We start from the raw sequence: 20,436 nt of genomic DNA on the forward strand, positions 1-20,436 counted from the left end.
AATAAATAGTACGCACTTTAAAGTGTTATAGGTACTAAAAAGAAATAATTTTAGTATTGCAACGGATGTAGGCTCACAACTGTAATCTAAATTCATCAAAGGAGTTTTTTTTATGAAGACATACAATATTCCTGTAGAAGCGACTTTAGAAGTTATTGGCGGAAAGTGGAAAGTTGTTATCCTTTGTCATTTAAAAAAAGGAACAAAAAGAACGAGTGAATTAAAACGTTTAATGCCTGGTATTACGCAAAAAATGTTAACGCAACAATTACGGGAACTAGAAGAAGATGGTGTAATCCAAAGGAAAGTATATGACCAAGTACCACCAAAAGTAGAGTACTCTTTAACGGATTACGGTTCGTCTTTAGGAGCTATACTTGATTCCCTCTGTTCCTGGGGAGAAGTTCATCTTGAAAAAACCGGGAACACATCCATGCTGATTACAGCAGATGAATAATAACTGTAGAAGACATAAAATAGGTTGAGACAATGCTTGCCTCAACCTATTTTATGTCTCTTTATAATTTTTTGCCGTAATGACTGTTTCAAACTCAAAGGTTTCCGGTAAATGATCTGCATAAGAATATTCAAAAGTTCGTCCATCCGTTAAGTAAGCTACTTGCTCAACTCGCATTAGGAAATCCTGATTTGTTAAGTTCATAAACTGCTTTTCCCTATCATCTGGGCGAATCCCTTTAACCCTGACAACAGATGTCCCTACTTCAAGACCAAGTTTATTTTGAATATGTGAGTATATCGACTCCTCTAAAACAGAAGCTTCAACACCTGGGATAACCGAAATTGGCATCCATGTATGCTCCATAATCGTCGGAATGCTGTGAATGATGCGGAGGCGAATGATTTTATAGACGAAATCACCAATTGAAACTCCCAATTTCTCAGCAACTACTTCATCAGCACCTACAATCGCAAACTCGATAATTTTACTTTCTACCTCACTACCGTAAACAGCTTTCGTACCTGTTAAAGTTTGAATCATTCGTGCCTTTTCCTGCTGATGCCAATCTTGTACCACTGTTCCACTTCCGCGCCGACGGATAATGTAGCCGTCTCTTACTAATAGATCCAGCGCTTTTTTAATCGTAAGTGCTGAAACATCGAATTCTTCAGCAAGGACGGAGCTACTCGGAATTTTTTCGTTGATTTTATATTCACCGTCTAAAATTTGCTGTTTAATCTTTTGATAAATGCCGAGGTATTTTACTTGTGTTGATCCGCTTGCCATTTCCATACCTCCTTTATACCGCAAACTCTCTTCTATTCATTCAAATGTAAAGCCTCAAGTTTGTAAACTGAAGGTGATGGGGCAGCAAATCCGTTTTCCAAGATTTCAATATTCGTTACTGCTTCTTCATCTTTCACAAGTTTTGGTGCACCATTTACAATTGTGTCATACGCTGCATCATAGAAACGACCGTAATCACCAAGCGGTGTTTTAATTTGTTTTTCAATCCAGTCACCATTTGCATTACGATACTTAGCAACTCCATAGTACATCGGTGAATCTTCACCAAACCCTGCACTCTCAGGCATAATCCCCGCTTTCAAATCATTTTCTTGCTGATCTTCACCGTATTTAATAAATGATCCATTTGTTCCATGAACGATAAAGCGTGGATAATCTTTCGCTACGACATGGTTCGTTTTCAGTTTAATTTTCAGGTGATTTCCGTAATGTAGACCAACATCGAAATAGTTATCAACCGCACCTTCCATTTCATTATTACGAATATCATATGTTACCGTATCTGGACGGCCAAATAATGAAATCATACGGTCCATCGTATGAATACCTAAACTGTAAAATGAACCTTCTTCTTTTGGAGCTTCATGAGTGATTGAACCCGGACGGAAGTAATCAATATGTGATTCAATCTCAATAATATCACCAAGGAATCCTTGTTCAATTACTTGCTTCACAGCTAAAAAATCACCATCAAAACGGCGGTTTTGATAAGGCATAACGACTACACCTTTCTCTCGTCCTAATGCTAATAATTCTTTGGCGTGTTCTACTGTATCGCAAAATGGTTTTTCAACGATAACTGATTTTCCGGCTAGTATAACTTTTTTTGCTAATTCATAATGCGTATGTGCTGGCGTACAAATTGTCACAACTTGAATTTCTTTGTCATTCAACAATTCGTCTAAATCAGTAGTGAAGTAAACACCTTTTTCCTCATATGGAGCCGCTAATTTTTCATTTATTTGACGTACAAAAATTGTTTTTACTTTTATATTATTACGTGTCTTTAGATAAGGTAGGTGATAACGGTTAGCTGATTTTCCAAATCCAATAAAGCCCATTGTTAATGTCATGTTCTTCAACTTCCTTGCTCATAAATTTTTGTTTCTACATTTATTATATATTTTTATCTTTAAAAGTATATAGTTTTAATTTCAAAATTATATATCAAAAAGTCGAGATAGAAATCATTTTCTGATTCCCATCTCGACTTTACGTTATAGACTTATATCCTATCATCATTTTATTTATACTCAATGACTTGAGAGCTACTTGGTTATATACTCTTATTCATACATATACGAACGTGTCATCGGAATTGTATCATTAATCCCTTTTGTAAATACAAATTGATGTAAATCAATATTACCTGTAAAGAACGAAGCTGCACATGCATTTAAATATAAACGCCACATGCGGATAAATCGCTCATCTTTCGTTTTGCGAACTTCCTCTAGTACGTTTTCAAAATTTTGAGCCCAATGTTGTAATGTATTCCCGTAATGTCTACGTAAGCTTTCCACATCAACAATGAAAAATTGTTCGTTTGTCATGTTCGTGATTAATTCGTTAACAGCAGGAACATACCCACCAGGGAATATATATTTTTCAATCCAACCATTCGTAGCACCACCATTAGCCGGAGAAGTAATACAATGCAGCAGAGAAATCCCGCCATCATTTAGTAGTTTGTTAACTGTTTCAAAGTATTGCGTAATGTTGTCTTTTCCTACATGTTCGATCATACCTACACTAACAATTTTATCAAATTTACGATTCCTAATATCGCGGTAATCAAGTAAAGATACTTCAACTAAATCCGTAAGTCCCTCTTGTTTAATTCGCTCGGAAGTCTTTGCAAATTGTTCCTCGCTTAATGTTACTCCCATCGCTTTCACACCGTACTGCTTAGCGGCAGCTGTAATGAGCTCACCCCACCCGCAACCGATATCTAATAGCGTATCACCTTTTTGAAGATTCAACTTTTTCAAAATATGATTCACTTTATTATGCTGCGCTGTCGTTAAAAAATCTTGCTCATTTTGGAAATATGCACAAGAATATGTCATTGTTTCATCAAGCCATAATTTATAGAAATCGTTCCCAATATCATAATGATGAGCAATATCATCTTTATTTTTTTGTTTTGAGAAATTCCATTTACTTTTGAAATATTGCAACTTACTATCACCTAAAAAGCTATCCTGCCTTTTATAAATAGATTGAATTGCTTTTTCAAGGTTACCCTCTATTTCAAGGTCTCCATTCATATATGCTTCACCGAATGCAATAGAAGGATCCTTAGCAATTTCTTTTTTTGAGAGCGGCTTATGGAATGTTATATGAAATTGAGGTTCCCCTTCGCCATATTGTATTGTTTCTCCATTCCAAAGTGTAATTTGAACTGGATCTGAAAACAGATTTTTAAGTATTTTTTTATAAAAAAGTTCTTCAACCATAAAAACATCTCCTACTAAAAAATTGAACAAAAAACTATACTAGTTAATAAGTCTTTTTGAACATAGCTTAAAATCTTTATGACTTCTTGCTACGAGTGTCATTATAAAACGGTTATATTATGAAGCATAGTACGTACTTTAAAGTGATGTAGGCACTTTTAAGTACCCCTGACTGAAACAGGTCCTCAAAAATTTTACTTTTCATCATAACAACTTTCTAAAGTTTTAAAACGAAAAACACCACCTCTTCATTAGGTGGTGTTTTCAATATTACATATAGAGATTTCACTTAACTTCTGTGTTTTTTCTATCTATGCATCGTTCTCCCCATGCGGTTAATTGATTTAATACATTTTGTAAAGACCACCCATAATCGGTTAGGGAGTATTCTACTCGAGGGGGAATTTCTTTGTAAATTTCACGTGTAATCACACCATCTTCTTCCAGCTCACGTAGTTGCTGCGTTAACATTCTCACAGAAATTTCAGGAATTAGACGTTGCAACTCACTCGTTCTCTTCGTCCCTTTCGTTAAGTGACATAAAATGACGACCTTCCACTTTCCACCGATAATTTCTAAAGTTGCTTCTATAGGTATATTATATTGTTTCACGCGATCTCCTCTCCTTTTTTATAAATTCCTTATCTATTGTTACGTAAAAATAAATAATTTTCTATACGGCACATTTTAGTTCCTACAGCACAAAAAAGTACCTATATTACAAAAAAGTAATTATGCTGCTTAAAAATCTCCCTCTATACAAAAAGAAAAAACGAACGTATTCTCGTTCGTTTTTTCTTTCTTTATTCAACTGCGGTTATAAGCATAGACGTGTTACCATTCTTTTCAAGATGATTTTCTCCCCAGTTACAAAGAGTATCGAGTATAGAATCTAAAGAATGACCGTAATCAGTTAAAGAGTATTCTACTTTTGGTGGCACTTGGTTATACACTTTTCTCTCGATTACACCATCTTCTTCTAATTCACGTAATTGTTGCGTTAACATCTTTTGTGTAATACCAGACATTAATTGTTTTAATTCGCACGTTCTCTTTTTGTCTTTCTTTAAATGACAAAGGATAACTACTTTCCACTTTCCACCGATAACCTCTAAAGTTGCCTCTACAGGAATATTGTATGTTTTCATATAAAAATCTCCTTTAATAATTTTATAAGACAAATAAGCTAAAATATTTAAATATTACTTTTAAGTATCTATAGCACCTTAAAGTACGTACTTTTTATTGTGTTAAACATGTTTCATAATAGCATACGTAAACAGCAGATGAGTAGTACGGCACCAAAAAGTACCTGTATTACTTTTTAGTATCTATATCACTTTAAAGTACGTACTTTTCATTATGTAAAATACATTTCATAATAGCATTTGTAAGAGTTGAGTGAGTCATGCAGTGTTAGAAATTACCTGTTAGTACCTGTACTTTAAAGTGAGCATTTTTATCATACATTTTATCAGACGATGAAATGACATATTTTCATTTTCACATCCATTCACAATGATGAATTCATTATTAAATACATTTTAGGAGGATATCTATAATGAGTAAATTACTAAAAGAAAGAATCGGTTTTGGTACAGCACCACTAGGAAATATGTACCGTAATATCCCAGAGGAAGAAGCAATCGCTACAGTGGATGCTGCTTGGGAGAATGGCGTTCGTTACTTTGATACAGCTCCACTTTATGGATCTGGCTTAGCGGAAATCCGTCTTGGTGAAGCACTGTCAAAGAGAAATCGTGATGATTACTTTTTAAGCACCAAAGTAGGTCGAACGATTTCAGATGAACTAGAAGATCCATCTGCACGTGATTTAGGTGAAAAAGGCGGACTTTTCGAATTTGGTCGCAAAAATAAAATGATCAATGACTATAGCGCAGACGCAACACTTCGTTCTATCGAGCAAAGTTTGAAACGTTTAAAAACTGATCGTCTAGACTTTGTTTTCATTCATGATTTAGCACAAGACTTTTATGGTGATGAGTGGATTTCACAATTTGAAACAGCTCGAACAGGAGCATTCCGTGCGCTAACACGTTTACGTGAAGAAGGAGTTATTAAGGGCTGGGGGCTTGGAGTAAACAAAGTAGAATCAATTGAACTTATGCTTGATTTAGAAGAAGCGAAACCAAATATATCCTTACTAGCTGGTCGCTATTCATTATTAGACCACGAACGTGCATTGCAACGAGTAATGCCTGCAGCTGTAAAGCATAATATGGATATTGTTGTTGGTGGCCCATATAGCTCAGGTATTCTTGCTGGCGGCGCTCACTTCGAATATCAAAAAGCATCGCCAGAAATTATTGCAAAAGTTGAGAAAATCAAAGCTCTTGCAGATCGTCACGCAATTAGCATCAAAGCTGCTGCATTACAATTTTCACTAGCAAATCCAGCAGTTGCTGCCGTTGTTCCTGGTGCAAGTAAACCGGAACGAATTGTAGAAGACCAAAACGCCTTAAATACAGTAATTCCAGCAGCATTCTGGGAAGAAATGCGCGAACAAAAACTAGTAGCACCTAATGCACCACTACCAATCAACGTAAAATAATAATGAAACTTTAATCAGTGGGAGCATCCCCCACTGATTATTTACCCGTAAATACCGGGATGAAAAGGAGCGTAATGAATATGGCACATACTACTACATCTATGGAAATTTTTTCTTCACCGGAACAAGTATGGCAATTAATCGGAGGTTTCAACTCCCTTCCAGACTGGTTACCTTATATACCTAGCAGTAAATTAACTGAAGGCGGTCGTGTACGTCATCTAGCTAATCCGGATGGGGATACAATTATAGAACGATTAGAAGTATTCAATGATAAAGAGCGCTACTACACGTATTCAATCATGAATGCACCATTCCCAGTCACTAATTATTTATCTACAATCCAGGTGAAAGAAGGTACTGAAAGTAACACATCGTTAGTAGAGTGGTCTGGTACATTCACTCCTGTTGAGGTTAGTGATGAAGAGGCAATTAATCTGTTTCATGGTATTTACAGCGATGGACTGAAAGCATTACAGCAAGCATTTCTAGATTAATTCATGTAATTGATTGAGACGAAAAAGTAAATTAACAGTCAAATATTCGATTTTATTAGTTAAATTCATTATGAAAGATAAACAAATACAAATTTCATGCCTGCTTGTTATTGACAAGAAATAAAAAATACTACCTCCAAATGGAAGGTAGTATTTTTTTATTAATCAGGAAAAACAATTAATCCCTCTTCTTTTTCCTCCTGTTTTAAATCTTCTTCTGGAAAGGTTACAGTTGAATTTTTATCACCTGTTCTTTTTGTTTCTTCACCTGGAAATACGAAAGTTGAATTTTCTTTTCCTTCATTTTTTTCTACGTTATCTGGAAATACCATAGGATCATTGGTAGTCAAATCATTATGAAATCCAAGGTTAGACAAAATCGCTTTTAAATCTGGTAAAACCCCTATTTTATCAGATGATGGGTTATTAGACTTTGTGCCTGTATTAGGATTACTTAAAATTGCTCTCAATTCTTTTGGTGTATATGCCTTACCTAAATGTTCTTTAGCAATCCCTTGAATCGATACAGCAGCCCCAGCAATTATAGGCGAAGCGCTAGAAGTACCACGGAAATTAGAAGTATAACGATTAATTATGTTCTGATCTGTAACTTTTTGTCCTTTACTATTTTGATTTTGATATGTATCTAATGTATCAACATACTCTCCCCAACCATATACATCAATTCTACTACCATAGTTAGAGAAAGCTAAACGTTTATGAGGAACTCTTGCAGTAGATGCTCCAACTATAATAGCTCCTGAATCTTTAAAGTCTCGACTATTTCGATTTAAAATCTGCTTACCATTACGGTCTTTAAATTCATCTAAATCAATCCCACCATTACCAGCTGCTTCTACAATAATAATGCCTTTATCTGTACCTTTGCGAATTGCGTTAAATATACTCGGGTATACTTCTACTGGTAAAGGGTCATCTCCATATCCATCATATTTAAAGGATTCTTCTATTAATAAAACATCTCCAGCCTGTAAAGAATCTACGGCACTTAAAATAGCATCTCTTACATCGATTCTCCCATTATCTCGGATCACTGAAATTACTTTTGCCTTTGCTTTTGGTGCAATCCCAATGTTCCCAATCCCATTGTCAGCTGCAGAAACAACACCTAGAACTGAAGTACCGTGAGAAAGATCATTACTCATTTTTCCAGACATAAATTCAATATTTTGACCGACTAAATCTTCATGATTTAATAACCAACCTTCTTCCAAATCTACAAAAGTTGCTCCCTGGCCATTTCCTCCTTTAATTCCCCAAGCATAAGGAGCATTAATTCCTAAAGGTGCCTCTTCAAGATATCCCTGTCTTGAAAATCTAGGTTCATCATAAGGATTGACTGATAATACAGGCAATCTCGAGCCAGTTGTTGTGTTTATACTCTTATTAGAACGAACTTGTATTTTACTAGAATCGTCATTAGCAGCATGTACTGTATTTGTTACAAATGTCGTACCTACCCCAGCAAAAGCTGTAATTGCAAGTGATGATATTAACATACCTTTAAAATTTTTCATTTTTCCACCTCTAGTTTTCTATTAGAAATAACATATTTAATAATGTGTATGAACCAAAAGCATTTTATCTTATTATAAAAATTAATAGATTTTATAGCTTTTTGATTTACATAAAAACTCCCTTCATTCTTGTAATTCAATATGTACATCTCAAAACAACAAACTTACTGTAACTATTATAGTTACACCTTTATTAATTTTCAACTACGAAATATAAATTTTTAAAAATAAATTTATATTACTTTAAAACAGCACTAACCTTTTACCCACATAAAGTGAAACTTTAATCAGTGGTTTTTTTGCTCATCCCCCACTGATTATTAGCCCTCACCAATCGGGCATTTACGGGCAGTTAATGCGGGATAAAAATGCAAAATATCTATCCAAATTACAGCAATCAATAAGTTTATGGACTACGAAAGAAATATGAAAAAGCAAAGCACTAAGTGCTTTGCTCCTTATAAAATCCCTTTTAACTTTTCACCAATTAACTTCGCTACATACTCATAACCTTCTGGCCCAAAGTGTAATCCATCTTTTTCATCATTTTCTACAAATCTTTTATAATCCCGTTCTTGAATCATTTCAGCGAATACGTTTAGAAAATAACTTCCTGTTTCCCTCGCCACTTTCTCCACCACGTCTGCATACTGACTAAGCACTCTATTTGTTCTATTATGCTGTCTTTCTTCATCAACTGGTGCAGGACTAATCAGTAGCACTTTATCTGATGAAACTTGGTTCACAATCTTCTCTAAGTTTTCTTTATATGCTTGTAATGACACTTGAGAAAAAGAAACCGCATCATTCGTACCAAGAAAAACTGTTACGAAATCTGGTTTATATAATATTACATCTTCTTCAATCCTATTTAACGCATCGAACGTATTATCACCTGGAACACCTGCATTCACTACTATCCAATTCGGAAACATCTCTTGCAAACGTGGTGTTAATCTCGGCATTCCATCAAAAAATGTTTCATCAGCTGTAATACTATCTCCAAAACATACTAACGTTTTCATTAAGCTACTCTCCTTTTACGTATGAAACAACTTTCCTTCTATTGCTTTTATATATCTGTCAGCAGAACGTTCAACTGCCTCATTTGCATTTTCTTTTACTACTCGATGAAAAGCGTTGTATAAACGATTAAACTGTAACGGCTTCACTCGATTCACCATTTCTTCCACTTTTCTCGCTGGTAGTGGAATTAAGTTTGGATAGCTGTACATGAAGCTTACCCACCGCTCATCTGCTACAACTTGAATAATATCACCTGTTAACAAAATTCCTTTTCCGTCATTACCTTCTTCCCAATGTAAGACAGATCCACCTTTAAAATGTCCCCCTAAACGATGAATGACTAATCCATCAGCTAATTGTAAAGACTCACCAGACCAATAAATAATACGACTACTCGGACGCATCACCCACTCTTTATCATCTTCATGTATATAAATTGGTACATCAAATGTCTCTGCCCATTCTACTTGCGTTGAATAATAATGAGGATGAGACAATGCAATCGCATCTAATCCGCCAAGCTCTTTTATTTTCGTAATTGTCGTTTCATCTAAATACGTAATACAGTCCCACAGTAAACGATATGACTCTGTTTTCACTACAAATGCCGTTTGACCGATCGCAAATCCTGGTTTTGTTGTAATACTATAAAGTCCATCTTCCTCTTCGATTATTTCATTTTTATATGTATCACCAATTTGTAAGCTTTCTAGTGTCGTCCAAGATTGTCCTTTTGGATTCACATATTGCCTCTCTTCATCACAAATATGACAACTCACCGGTTCTTCTACACTCGCTGCATACTGCACGCCACACGTTGTACAAACGAAATTTTTCATCATAATTTCCCCTATCCCTATATTTTTATTAAGCTGACTTTTGTTGATAATGATCTGCTTTTTTATTTTCAATCATTAAACTTATAAAAGTAAGTAAATAGACAACTGTAACCGATAATGGAATTACAGTAAATCCTTTTTCTGCAAAAAGAATCCCGCAAACTGACGTTACAAATACAGTCCCTACTGACAATAAACCATAACTTTTACTTTCATAAATCCATACGTACGGGATAAAATGAACACCTATTAACATTGCTACTACAAAAGGTAACCATTCTGGAAATTGAAAATAGGCAAGTAATACAAGTGGAATATTCAATACATTTATCCCACCAATTAAGCCTGCCAAAACCCCTAACGGATTTCCTTTCGCAAACATATCAATCTTCAATATAGCAGCTATCATTAAGCCAAAAGGAAACACACAGCCCATACCGATTAAATATACCCACACCACTTGTTTTTCAGAAAGAACAAATCCCGTTATACTCATAACTATCCAAAATAAAACGCCGGCTAATATAATCGGTAGGCCTCTCTTCGTTTTTATTGCTAAATCCTTTTTCGCTTCTGCAACATTCATCTCACCATCTCCCCTAAAAATATTTGTACTATAAAGTCACCTCAACCTCACCCATCCAATAACGCCAAGCTTCTAAATAATCTTCTAAATCTTTCGGGTGGTGCCGTAAACATGTATCTATACGCAAATATAATCCTATGACTATCTCTTCATATAAATCACGGTCATTTTTATGAAATACACATTGTTTCATCGCATAACCAATCGTTTCTTTTGTTAAATCTTCTGGAGTTGAACAGAACGCATAAATTAAATCATATATAGGATCTCCTAACACTGGTAAAGGATCAATTACACCGTGCAGTTTATTCTCTTGAAATATAAAATTATGAAATCCAAGATCACCATGCAATAAAAACGGCTGATTTATTCCAGCGTCCCTATTCGCTAACTTAAGAACCGTTCTATACTCTTCTTCACTTATGTAACGCCTTACATTTTCATGAGATTCTATCACATTTGTTGTTAAAAATTCACTCCAAGATTGAACCGGATTTTCTTTCCATCCCCAGCCATCAACCTCTGTAGCTACTTCATACTCATTGATAACTTCTTTTACAAGTTTACAAAGAACACTCCGTTTATAGCCTAGTTTGCAAGAAGTTGTGCCCTCAAGGAATGAGTAAACAATATAGCGATTTAAAGGTTCCTTATATAAAAGCTTTGGAAATAATTCGTCCTTTTTATAAAACTGAAGAAAATAAGCTTCTTCACGTATGACATCCGATTCATTCAACTTTACAACGTATTGTTCATCTAACAAATATATAGTACTTGCCGTTCCCCCGTTTAATGCTTTTACGCTATTTGAATAATGTGAAATAACTTTTTCCTTAACTAGTTGTGCAGTGATTATTGAAATGTCCATTCTCTCACCCTTTAATTCGGAAGATTCCCTCAAACCAAAAGACAACTTTACTATTATTTGACAAACGCAAGGGAAATCCTCCCAACCATCCTAATATAACAAACAACAATTTTATTTTATTACAATGGCTTTCTTCAATATCCCATTTATGATAACGTGATTTTATCACTCTAAATGCTCTTCATATACTCTAATAATTTCTATTGCAGGGTCTATGTCTTGTAATTTATGAGCCAAACTTTCTACACCAAACACTTCTGTAAACGTATGACTGCCTACAATTAAATTAATCCCTTTAAATTTCGCATGTTGAACTGTATATAATGTTTTTTCACCTGTTATGTACGTGTCACACCCTTTTTCTAATGCACGTTCAATCAAATTTGTATTGTTTCCTGCACCGGTTAAAATCGCAATCCGTTTTACTGGTTTATCGTGATTTCTCCAGCTCTTCACTTTCTCTTCCATTTTTTCTTCAAGTTTTCCAACTAAGTTTGAAAAAGGAATCGCTTCTTTATATTCTCCTATTCCCGGTAGTTCTTCTTCCTCATACGTGGAATATTCCAGTATTGTATCTATTCCAATTCCGTTAAATAACGATGTACACGTGCCAAAATTTACAAAATCTAACGGCAAATGAACCCAAAAATGATTCATTTCATATTGCTTCAATTTCTCAATACAAGCCTCTTCCATACCAAATAAAAAACTCCACGGCGCATGATGTGTAACTATCATATCGACTCCATTTCTATACGCTTCTTCAATAGTTTCTAACGTTAAATTTGTTGTGTAACCGATTTTGTGAAATTCATCTTTACTTATATGAGTAAAACCATATTCATCATCGCCGTATTTATGAAGATGCTCTCCAAATAGTGATGTTATATGTTCGTTAAACTGCTTTATATTCATTTTATTTCTCCTTTCATTTACTTTTATATTTCAAAAATAAGGAAATACTAAATAAAAACGTTACATACATATAGGAGGACACCATGAAACCTGAATTTTTAAAAGCTATACATGATGCCATTGGAAATGTTGAACACATTCATATAGAGGAAAACGGTGCTGACAGCTTACTTATCCATCATGATGATGCACAGCAATTACAACAAGTCGCTAAAACGCTAGAAAATAACAATTTTCGCTCTGCTTTAAGAACAACTGGAAATGCTTCGTATATTGAAGTATTGAACAGATAGTGAAAGTCCGGATGTATGCCGGGCTTTCTTTTTTTATATTGAAACTTCAAACTCTTTCACATACACCGCTGTTCCAGCGATATCTATTTGTAACTTTTCGTTTTCTATCCCTTTCGTTACATAAACGGTTACACGACCATCTTTATTTATTTCCTGTCCTTGCTCAACGATTAAATCCAATTCATGTTCAAAATCTTTCTCTAAATACTCCGCATAATACGCTCCCATTACACCTGAAGCTGTTCCTGTCACTGGATCTTCAATCGTTCCTGCATAAGCTGACGAGAAATGACGGCCATGCATTTGTGCTAGTTCATCATAAGTTTCTAGACAAATTGGGTGAATAGAAGCATTAGGTATTTCTCTTAATACTGACGGAAATGCAGCATTATTAGGTTTCATTCTCTCACACGCATCTAGATTTTTAATCGGCACAATTACAGTCCAGTTTCCTGTACTTCCATATACTATCGGTAAACTTACATCTAAATCATTTACTTCTAAACCAATACTATGAGCTAATTCTTCTTTTGAACCTGCAAAATCTTTAAACTGAGGTGCTGTCTGCCTCATTTTAATAAAGGTTTCTCCCTTTTCATTTACACCTATTTGTATTGGTAAAATCCCTGCCTTCGTTTCAATCGTAAGGTTACTTTTCTCTTCTAATAAACCTTTTTCGCGCAAGGCATATATCGTCCCTACTGTCCCATGACCACATAAATCCATTTCAAAACCAGGTGTAAAATAGCGCATTCTTATATCTCCTACTTCTGAGGAAAGAACAAAAGTTGTTTCGTTATATCCAACTTTTTCAGCAATAATTTGCATTTCCTCTTCCGTTAATCCATCTGCTTCTAATACAATACCTGCTGGATTTCCCTTATTTGGTTTATTCGTAAATGCGTCGTAATGAAATACGTTTATAGTCTTCATTTTCTTTTCTCCTAATCTACTTTAAAAATTTTATAATAAAGCTCTGTCTCCGTTTTCACCGAACAATAATTTCTCCAAAATATCTTCTGCATCTTTTCATTTGAAGTATGTGTACTTCCGATGTAATAAGTAGCCCCCATTTCCTTTAACATATGCAACGATTGAAGATGCATATGAGAAGCAATTCCTCTCCCGCGATAATAAGGCATTACTCCAAAGTAAAATAATCGTCCTTCACTTTCTGTTCCAGTTTCTATATGCGGTATGGACATACCAATTGGCTCAGTTTTATCATAAAAAACAATACATGACTTTTCCCAACCCTTACCTAACTCTGTTTGCACGGAATAAAAATGCTCATCGATAGTTAAAATTGAAGTTTGATTTCCTGAGTTCAACATACATTGCTCCCAAATGTATTTAAATTCTTTTTCCGATAACGTTCCTTCTGCTATTGATCGATATGTATATTGTCTTTCAAGCTCTTCTACATTGTTCAATTCTCTACATACTTCTATCTTTGCGGCATACAAAGAAAAACCGACATCAAGTAACACTTTCACACTTGAGTTATAACTACTAAACCTTTTGTTTAATACAATACTTGCTCTTTTTAACTCCCAATTAAAACAAACCTCTTCAAATCTACTTATCTTTTCTTTATATGTTTGTACGTTATACAAAACATCTTCTTCTATTTCTTCAATCGTTACTGCATTTGGTAAGCCATTTAATACTTTTTTAGAAGGGCCAAATAGATTCTGAATGATTGCAAGATCGTATATCACCACTTCAATTCCCCTACACCAGGCTCAATAAACTTCCCTGAAATATCCTCATTTGAATCTATTACCCAATCATATATATTTTTTGCTCCTTCAGCCGGAGTCATATTCGCATCAAAGGCACCAATATCAGTTTTTAATTTTCCTGGGTGAATGGCAGTTACACGAATTCTTTTATTCTCAAACTCTTGTTGTAAGCAGAGTGTTAACATATTTTGTGCAGCTTTAGCAATTCGATATGAATATGAGAACTGACCTTGCGGAAACTCTTTGTTCGCCATTTTATGTAATGATCCTAATCGAGAGGACACATTTATTATTCTCGGATGATCCGATTTAGCTAACGCCACATATGTACCTTTTACAGCCCGAATTACACCTAAGCAATGAATATTAAATAAGTCTGTTAATTCTTCTGAATTTGTATGTAAAATCTCAGTCTCCTTCCCAGTAATGCCAGCGTTATTTATAACTAGATCAACATACTCTGTATATTCCTCAAGCTGCTTCTTAATTTGCTCCGTACTCTCATCAGCCGATAAGTCTGCCAATATAGGAAAACATCTACCACTAAACATTTGCTTCAATTGCGTTACCGCAACCTCAGTTCTAACTAACGGATAAACGATATGCCCATTTTCATGAAATACTTTTACTAACTGTAACCCTAAACCACGGCTGCCACCTGTAATAAACACTCTCATATATTCATCTCCTTATTTTTATAATAAATAAGAAAATCCATCCACTTACCATTCTCTAATGAAAACGCCTCTCTCTTGCATTCAAATGAAAAGCCTGTTCTTTCCGCAAGACGTACTGATGGCTCATTATCAACACGTATATGTAATTCGATTCTATGAAAATTAAGGCAACTAAAAAATAACGGTAGCGCAGCTTTCACACTTTCAACACCATATCCATTTCTCCAATATTGATTATGTATGGAGTATCCCATCATCGCCCATTGATAGTCCATACGTAAAATTTTAATCAGCTCTAGCTTACCAATATTAGCTCCGTCTTCTTTACGAAAAATACCTAATACATACATCTCATCTCGATGTGCTGCTTCATCAAAGCCTCTTATCCATTCCGTGAACCATTCTTTTGTTGATGATGCCATAACTTGATAACCATCGTCATATTTATACTGCGATGGTAACCTCTTATTAAATCCATCTAACCAACTTTCATAATCATCATTTTGGAACGGACGGATCATCAGTCTCTCTGTCTCTACCTGTAATAGCGGCAGCTTCATTTACATCTCTTCCTTTAATAAATATTTGAATATTCTTTATTATCTTACACAAAATACAAAATCTAGTAAATTATTATGTTTTTGATAAACAAGGACCTGTTAAACTACAATATTGATTTTTGAGAAATACAAAAAGAAAACCCTGTTCTGAAGGGTTTCCTTTTGTCATCATACTATCAATCTTATCTGTAATTTAAAACCTTGTATTCTGTCTTTAATATTCCATACACATCAACATCTTCATATGTATTTAATAAAAGTCTATTCTGTCTTAATGTGCCTTCTTTACGTAAGCCTGACTTCTCTAACACCTTAATTGATGATCGATTTCTAGAAAGGGCAGATGCCCAAATTTTGTTTAAACCTAATTCAATAAAGCCAAAATGAATCATCCTGTTTACAGCCTCAGTTGCAAAACCCTTCCCCCAATAATTCTTACCAATCCAATAACCAAGTTCACCTCTATTGTTACCCTTGTCAATTCTTAGTGTAATTGTACCTACAATTTCTCTTGATTCTTTAGAGACAATTCCTAAAGGGTATTCGATTCCTTTCCTTATAAGTTCTGGTTGCATATCAACCCAATCTTGCGCGAATTCTAATTTATATGGATGAGGAAGCCCAAGAATATTAGCTAATTCCTTGTCATTAGCTAACTCTTTAATTCTAAACACATCATCATTAGTAAAAGGTTCTATACATAAATGCTCAGTTTCTAATTTTATAGTCATAGTTTTTCCCCCTAGTACTGAAATTAGTTAGCTCCCTTTATTTTCAATATTACACTAAAAAACACAAAAAGTTTTGAATTTTTAAAATATCAACCAACAGAACCCTAAACAAAAAATCCAGTTATGCTTTATACATAACTGGATTCCTCATCATTTAATCGTTTTTATTTTACAAGTACATTTTCTCTTAATTCCCTTTTCAACACTTTCCCTAAAGCATTTTTCGGTAATTTGTTCATAAATACAACTTTGGGTATTTTATAACTTGCTAGTTTTTCTTTACAATGCTGTATAATTTCTTCTTCCGTTAAAGACGTTTGCATATCTTTTACAATGTACGCTGTCGGAACCTCTCCCCAAAAGTCATCTAGAACTCCAACTACTGCAACTTCTAAAACACCATGTATTTCATGAATAACATCTTCTACTTGATCTGGATATACATTGTCACCACCGCGTATAATAACGTCTTTATATCTTCCCATAATATGCAGGAATCCATCGTCATCTATCATGCCAGCATCACCCATGTTAAACCAGTTATCTTTTACTACCTTCTTTGTCGCCTTTTCATTATTCCAATACCCTTTAAACATGTATGGACTTTTCACATGAATCTCTCCAACTTCATTTGTTGTTAGTTCATGTCCTGTTTCCGGATGAACAATTTTCACCTCTACATTTTTCAAGGTTTTTCCTACAGAAGACATCTTTTCTTTTCCCATCATTGGATGCCATGAGGTTACAACCCAACCTTCTGTACTACCATAACCTTGCACCATATATATTCCTTTTTCCATATATTTTTGAATGAGTGTTTCTGGCACTTTTGTACCACCGCTTTGTGCTACTTTAAAGGTTGAAATGTTACGTTCTTTTTTATTTAATTCATCAAGCATGTAACTATAAACAGCTGGGAACGCAAGCATCGTAGTAATTTTCTCTTCTTCAATCTTATCCCAAATAAGAGTAGGATTCGAATCAGCTAAGAAAATCATCGTAACGCCATGATAAATACAATTTAAAATAGAAAGCACGCCACTCATATGGAACAATGGATGCACAGATAAAAAGCGTTCACCTGCTGGGATTTCTCTTTGTCCCGCAATTTCAGCAAAATAGTGATGTAAGTTTTTATGTCCAATTACACATGCTTTCGCCTGTCCAGTCGTTCCTGAAGTAAATAAGTAAATGGCGTCGTCTTCTTCATGAACTTCTACGTTCGGTTCTGTCGTTGGCTGTTTTTGCAGCTCTAATTCAAATGAACCAAAACCTTCTTTTGTCGTTTGAATTACATAAGTAATTTCTTTAACAGCATCAACATTTAATAACACTTCACTAAATTCTTCATCAATAACTAACACTTTTAATTTCGCTTCTTTTACAATCGTTTCTAATTCATATACAGTAAGCTGATGATTTAGCGGAATAAATACCGCTCCAATTTTTAAACTTGCCATCATAACGCTTGGAAATGGGTGATTATTTTTGCATAGTATTCCTATACGATCTCCTCTTTGCACACCATTATGTAACAAATAATGTGCAAGCTGATTTACTCGTTCATTATATTGCTGAAACGAATATCTTTTCTTCCCTCCTACAAGCGCTTCCAAATTTGGTGACTGCATTGCTCTCTTTTGTAATAATTGTCGCATCGTTCTCAAGTAAAACTCCCCTTTATATATGTTAGGTTTTTTATTTTATCAGATTAACTATTAATTTACTAAAGATTACACTTAGTGAATATAAGAAGAATATAAAATAGCCATTTACTTCACAAGTAAATGGCTATTTTTCATTATATATTAGAATACTTCTTGTTCATTACATATTGCACATACTCAGGTGCACTTTTATCAATCTCTTCATCACTTAGTTTATATTCTGCACCATATAAATAAAAGGAAGGTATAAATTCCATACCTGTATATAGGCATGTAGCTTGGAATGGTTTCGTCAACTCATCCATTGTAATCCCACTATTTTCATAGTCTTTTTCTAATCCACCTATAGAAATAGCTACACCAAATTCTTTCCCCTTCACTTTATCTCCTTGTGATCCGTACGCAAATCCATATGTTAATACATCATCGAACCATTTTTTTAATAATGGTGGTGAGCTGTACCAGTAAAGCGGAAATTGAAATATATATCTGTCATGTTCTACTAATAACTTTTGCTCTTGTTCAATATTAAACTCCCAATTTGGTGCCACCTTATATAATTCATGCACCGTAATTTCATCTGAATGTTTCTCAAGTTCTTCTATCCATCTTTTATTAATTTTTGATTTTTCAATATGAGGGTGTGCTACAATTACAAGTGTTCTCATCATTTTCCAGCCCCTTTATAAATTAATCAATCCTTTACGTATTAGTATGAATGAGTTACATATAATTGAAAAGTACGTACTTTCAGGTACTATAGGAACCTTGAAGTACCTTTGGAGGTGTTATATGAATCAAAATGATAATTGCCCAATTGCAACAACACTCGATGTAATCGGTGGAAAATGGAAAGTTCATATTTTATGTATTTTGTCGGATGGAAAAATGCGAACAAATGAAATTAAACGAGAAATCCCAAACATTACACAAAAGGTTCTTACACAACAACTTCGGCAACTTGAAGCTGATGGGATTATCTATCGTACCGTATATCAAGAAGTACCACCAAAGGTTGAGTACACCATAAGTGAATACGGAAAATCTTTAATGCAAATAATGAATGATCTGTTTGAATGGGGAAAAGATCATCAGATTAAAAGATTACATGACTAAAAAAGCACTATATACTTTGTTTAATCCTCAACGTTCATATTTTTTATTTCTATAAAGTTTATTTTCATCATTTTTTAGCTAACTTGTTTTCTTAGATTGATGGACGTGACCCCACATCCATCAATCTAAAAAGATACAATTAGAAAAATGAGATTTCTATAAAGTTTCGCATATAAACACTACTTCCGCCTCATTAAGCGCTCGCTCTACTTTTTCTAATCTCAATTGTACGTAAGCTATAAAGAAGCACCCCTAAACCGAGAATTTTTTCATTATTAGACGCATTAGAACCTAAGGTAATAGTAGGTACATTTAAACCCATAAACCTTTCACTCCATTCTATAGGCATATAAAAAGATACTCCTTAAAAATAAAAAACGCTATTCTCTCTGTAAAATCATAGAAAAGAACAGCGTTTTTTATTTTGAAATAGAAGTCTGTATTTAAACTAAACATGCTAATATTGATTTTGTGCGATTGTCAGTTACCTCATAATAAATTTCTAATCCTTTCCGAGTACCTGTAACCATTTTAGCAGCTTTTAGTTTAGATAAATGTTGACTAATTGTACTTTGAGGCATTTGTAAATCCCCATACATTGTTGTTACATTAGTAGGACCTTTTGCAAGCATTATTTTTACTAAAGATAGACGAACTGGATGCGCCAATACCTTTAACACCTCAGCGATTTCTTGAAACATTTCTTTTTTTTCTTTCATCTTATTTCTCCCCTTTTATATACATATTTATGTTATCCATATATATAATTCGAAGGTATATGCGTTTTTGTGTCCGTCATTTTAAAAAAATATAAAAAACTTTAATCCGAAACTAAAGGATTAGCTTAACATAATGTCTCACTATTAATGGTGAATAGGAATCTCGTTATAGAAGCAGCAGTTTTTATGCTACAACTCTACATTCAACTAACTAAAATCAATGAAAAAAAGAGCAGATAGTGAACTGCACCCCAATTGTTAGACACAGTCTAACAATTGGAGGTGCAGTTTTTCTATGGCTAAATTTACAGCTGATGAAAAAATACAAATCGTTCTACGTTATTTGAACGGAAATGAAAGT

The 20,436-nt window shown here is 34.3% G+C and carries 25 protein-coding genes; 5 read left to right on the forward strand and 20 right to left on the reverse strand.

All coding sequences use genetic code 11. From position 1 onward, the window contains the following. The first annotated feature begins 112 nt into the window (after nt 1-112). Entirely contained in the window at nt 113-457 is a 345-nt protein-coding gene (locus tag H6481_RS26220; protein ID WP_000860831.1) for a helix-turn-helix domain-containing protein, read from the forward strand. A 51-nt stretch (nt 458-508) separates the two neighbouring features. Here the strand turns inward: H6481_RS26220 and H6481_RS26225 are convergent, their stop codons facing one another. The 5 genes from H6481_RS26225 to H6481_RS26245 form a co-directional block, all read right to left on the reverse strand. Further along, complete coding sequence (locus tag H6481_RS26225; RefSeq protein ID WP_016123066.1) at nt 509-1,246, reverse strand: GntR family transcriptional regulator; 738 nt, start codon at nt 1,244-1,246, stop codon at nt 509-511. Between the two features lie 32 nt (nt 1,247-1,278). Further along, on the reverse strand, nt 1,279-2,340 hold the full coding sequence (locus tag H6481_RS26230; protein ID WP_182813611.1) for an oxidoreductase: 1,062 nt from the start codon (nt 2,338-2,340) through the stop codon (nt 1,279-1,281). 213 nt (nt 2,341-2,553) lie between these two features. Further along, the gene (locus H6481_RS26235) at nt 2,554-3,726 is read right to left on the reverse strand and encodes a cyclopropane-fatty-acyl-phospholipid synthase (protein ID WP_182813613.1); all 1,173 of its coding nucleotides are present in this window, start codon (nt 3,724-3,726) and stop codon (nt 2,554-2,556) included. Between the two features lie 285 nt (nt 3,727-4,011). Beyond that, nucleotides 4,012-4,338 carry a helix-turn-helix domain-containing protein gene (locus H6481_RS26240; RefSeq protein ID WP_000816339.1) on the reverse strand — a complete coding sequence of 109 codons (327 nt, stop codon included), beginning with the start codon at nt 4,336-4,338 and terminating at the stop codon, nt 4,012-4,014. Between the two features lie 191 nt (nt 4,339-4,529). Then, nucleotides 4,530-4,874, reverse strand: coding sequence for a winged helix-turn-helix transcriptional regulator (locus H6481_RS26245; RefSeq protein WP_000860821.1), 345 nt, complete (start codon nt 4,872-4,874; stop codon nt 4,530-4,532). Between the two features lie 413 nt (nt 4,875-5,287). Between H6481_RS26245 and H6481_RS26250 the strand changes: the two genes are divergently transcribed. Both H6481_RS26250 and H6481_RS26255 read left to right on the forward strand, forming a co-directional pair. Continuing rightward, on the forward strand, nt 5,288-6,298 hold the full coding sequence (locus H6481_RS26250) for an aldo/keto reductase (RefSeq protein WP_182813615.1): 1,011 nt from the start codon (nt 5,288-5,290) through the stop codon (nt 6,296-6,298). 80 nt (nt 6,299-6,378) lie between these two features. Next, nucleotides 6,379-6,795 carry an SRPBCC family protein gene (locus tag H6481_RS26255; protein ID WP_000951538.1) on the forward strand — a complete coding sequence of 139 codons (417 nt, stop codon included), beginning with the start codon at nt 6,379-6,381 and terminating at the stop codon, nt 6,793-6,795. 161 nt (nt 6,796-6,956) lie between these two features. Here H6481_RS26255 and H6481_RS26260 read toward each other — a convergent pair whose 3' ends face one another. From H6481_RS26260 to H6481_RS26285, 6 genes are all read right to left on the reverse strand, one after another. Further along, nucleotides 6,957-8,333 carry a S8 family peptidase gene (locus tag H6481_RS26260; protein WP_168410607.1) on the reverse strand — a complete coding sequence of 459 codons (1,377 nt, stop codon included), beginning with the start codon at nt 8,331-8,333 and terminating at the stop codon, nt 6,957-6,959. A gap of 458 nt (nt 8,334-8,791) precedes the next feature. Beyond that, a complete protein-coding gene (locus tag H6481_RS26265; RefSeq protein ID WP_182813617.1) occupies nt 8,792-9,358 on the reverse strand; it encodes an SGNH/GDSL hydrolase family protein in 567 nt (188 codons plus the stop codon). Between the two features lie 15 nt (nt 9,359-9,373). After that, nucleotides 9,374-10,201, reverse strand: coding sequence for an MBL fold metallo-hydrolase (locus tag H6481_RS26270; protein ID WP_078994376.1), 828 nt, complete (start codon nt 10,199-10,201; stop codon nt 9,374-9,376). 25 nt (nt 10,202-10,226) lie between these two features. Further along, the gene (locus H6481_RS26275) at nt 10,227-10,784 is read right to left on the reverse strand and encodes a hypothetical protein (protein ID WP_182813618.1); all 558 of its coding nucleotides are present in this window, start codon (nt 10,782-10,784) and stop codon (nt 10,227-10,229) included. 28 nt (nt 10,785-10,812) lie between these two features. Then, nucleotides 10,813-11,652, reverse strand: a complete 840-nt coding sequence (locus H6481_RS26280; RefSeq protein WP_182813620.1) for an aminoglycoside phosphotransferase family protein — start codon at nt 11,650-11,652, stop codon at nt 10,813-10,815. Nucleotides 11,653-11,817: 165 nt separating this feature from the next. Continuing rightward, nucleotides 11,818-12,567, reverse strand: a complete 750-nt coding sequence (locus tag H6481_RS26285) for a Nif3-like dinuclear metal center hexameric protein (RefSeq protein WP_098566744.1) — start codon at nt 12,565-12,567, stop codon at nt 11,818-11,820. An 83-nt stretch (nt 12,568-12,650) separates the two neighbouring features. Here H6481_RS26285 and H6481_RS26290 point away from each other — a divergent pair, with 83 nt between their 5' ends. Then, nucleotides 12,651-12,860, forward strand: coding sequence for a hypothetical protein (locus H6481_RS26290; RefSeq protein WP_075719109.1), 210 nt, complete (start codon nt 12,651-12,653; stop codon nt 12,858-12,860). Nucleotides 12,861-12,893: 33 nt separating this feature from the next. Here H6481_RS26290 and H6481_RS26295 read toward each other — a convergent pair whose 3' ends face one another. The 7 genes from H6481_RS26295 to H6481_RS26325 all read right to left on the reverse strand — a co-directional run bounded on the left by H6481_RS26295 (nt 12,894) and on the right by H6481_RS26325 (nt 18,908). Next, nucleotides 12,894-13,793, reverse strand: a complete 900-nt coding sequence (locus H6481_RS26295) for a PhzF family phenazine biosynthesis isomerase (RefSeq protein ID WP_182813622.1) — start codon at nt 13,791-13,793, stop codon at nt 12,894-12,896. Between the two features lie 11 nt (nt 13,794-13,804). Continuing rightward, nucleotides 13,805-14,581, reverse strand: coding sequence for a GNAT family N-acetyltransferase (locus tag H6481_RS26300; RefSeq protein WP_103597362.1), 777 nt, complete (start codon nt 14,579-14,581; stop codon nt 13,805-13,807). Next, a complete protein-coding gene (locus tag H6481_RS26305) occupies nt 14,578-15,282 on the reverse strand; it encodes an SDR family NAD(P)-dependent oxidoreductase (protein ID WP_001263474.1) in 705 nt (234 codons plus the stop codon). Before H6481_RS26305 ends, H6481_RS26300 begins: the two co-directional genes overlap by 4 nt. Next, nucleotides 15,279-15,842, reverse strand: coding sequence for a GNAT family protein (locus tag H6481_RS26310; protein WP_182813624.1), 564 nt, complete (start codon nt 15,840-15,842; stop codon nt 15,279-15,281). Before H6481_RS26310 ends, H6481_RS26305 begins: the two co-directional genes overlap by 4 nt. A gap of 182 nt (nt 15,843-16,024) precedes the next feature. After that, nucleotides 16,025-16,573, reverse strand: coding sequence for a GNAT family N-acetyltransferase (locus H6481_RS26315; protein WP_063548118.1), 549 nt, complete (start codon nt 16,571-16,573; stop codon nt 16,025-16,027). Between the two features lie 164 nt (nt 16,574-16,737). After that, nucleotides 16,738-18,231 carry a class I adenylate-forming enzyme family protein gene (locus H6481_RS26320; RefSeq protein WP_259347396.1) on the reverse strand — a complete coding sequence of 498 codons (1,494 nt, stop codon included), beginning with the start codon at nt 18,229-18,231 and terminating at the stop codon, nt 16,738-16,740. Nucleotides 18,232-18,374: 143 nt separating this feature from the next. Continuing rightward, nucleotides 18,375-18,908 carry an NAD(P)H-dependent oxidoreductase gene (locus H6481_RS26325; protein WP_002164479.1) on the reverse strand — a complete coding sequence of 178 codons (534 nt, stop codon included), beginning with the start codon at nt 18,906-18,908 and terminating at the stop codon, nt 18,375-18,377. A 124-nt stretch (nt 18,909-19,032) separates the two neighbouring features. Here H6481_RS26325 and H6481_RS26330 point away from each other — a divergent pair, with 124 nt between their 5' ends. Then, nucleotides 19,033-19,356, forward strand: coding sequence for a helix-turn-helix domain-containing protein (locus H6481_RS26330; protein WP_001072980.1), 324 nt, complete (start codon nt 19,033-19,035; stop codon nt 19,354-19,356). Between the two features lie 193 nt (nt 19,357-19,549). Here the strand turns inward: H6481_RS26330 and H6481_RS26335 are convergent, their stop codons facing one another. After that, on the reverse strand, nt 19,550-19,705 hold the full coding sequence (locus tag H6481_RS26335; protein ID WP_001121201.1) for a hypothetical protein: 156 nt from the start codon (nt 19,703-19,705) through the stop codon (nt 19,550-19,552). A 94-nt stretch (nt 19,706-19,799) separates the two neighbouring features. After that, the gene (locus tag H6481_RS26340) at nt 19,800-20,075 is read right to left on the reverse strand and encodes a metalloregulator ArsR/SmtB family transcription factor (RefSeq protein WP_000660066.1); all 276 of its coding nucleotides are present in this window, start codon (nt 20,073-20,075) and stop codon (nt 19,800-19,802) included. Nucleotides 20,076-20,436 lie beyond the last annotated feature (361 nt).

Source organism: Bacillus sp. ME78 (assembly GCF_903970865.1).
Lineage (GTDB): Bacteria > Bacillota > Bacilli > Bacillales > Bacillaceae_G > Bacillus_A > Bacillus_A cereus.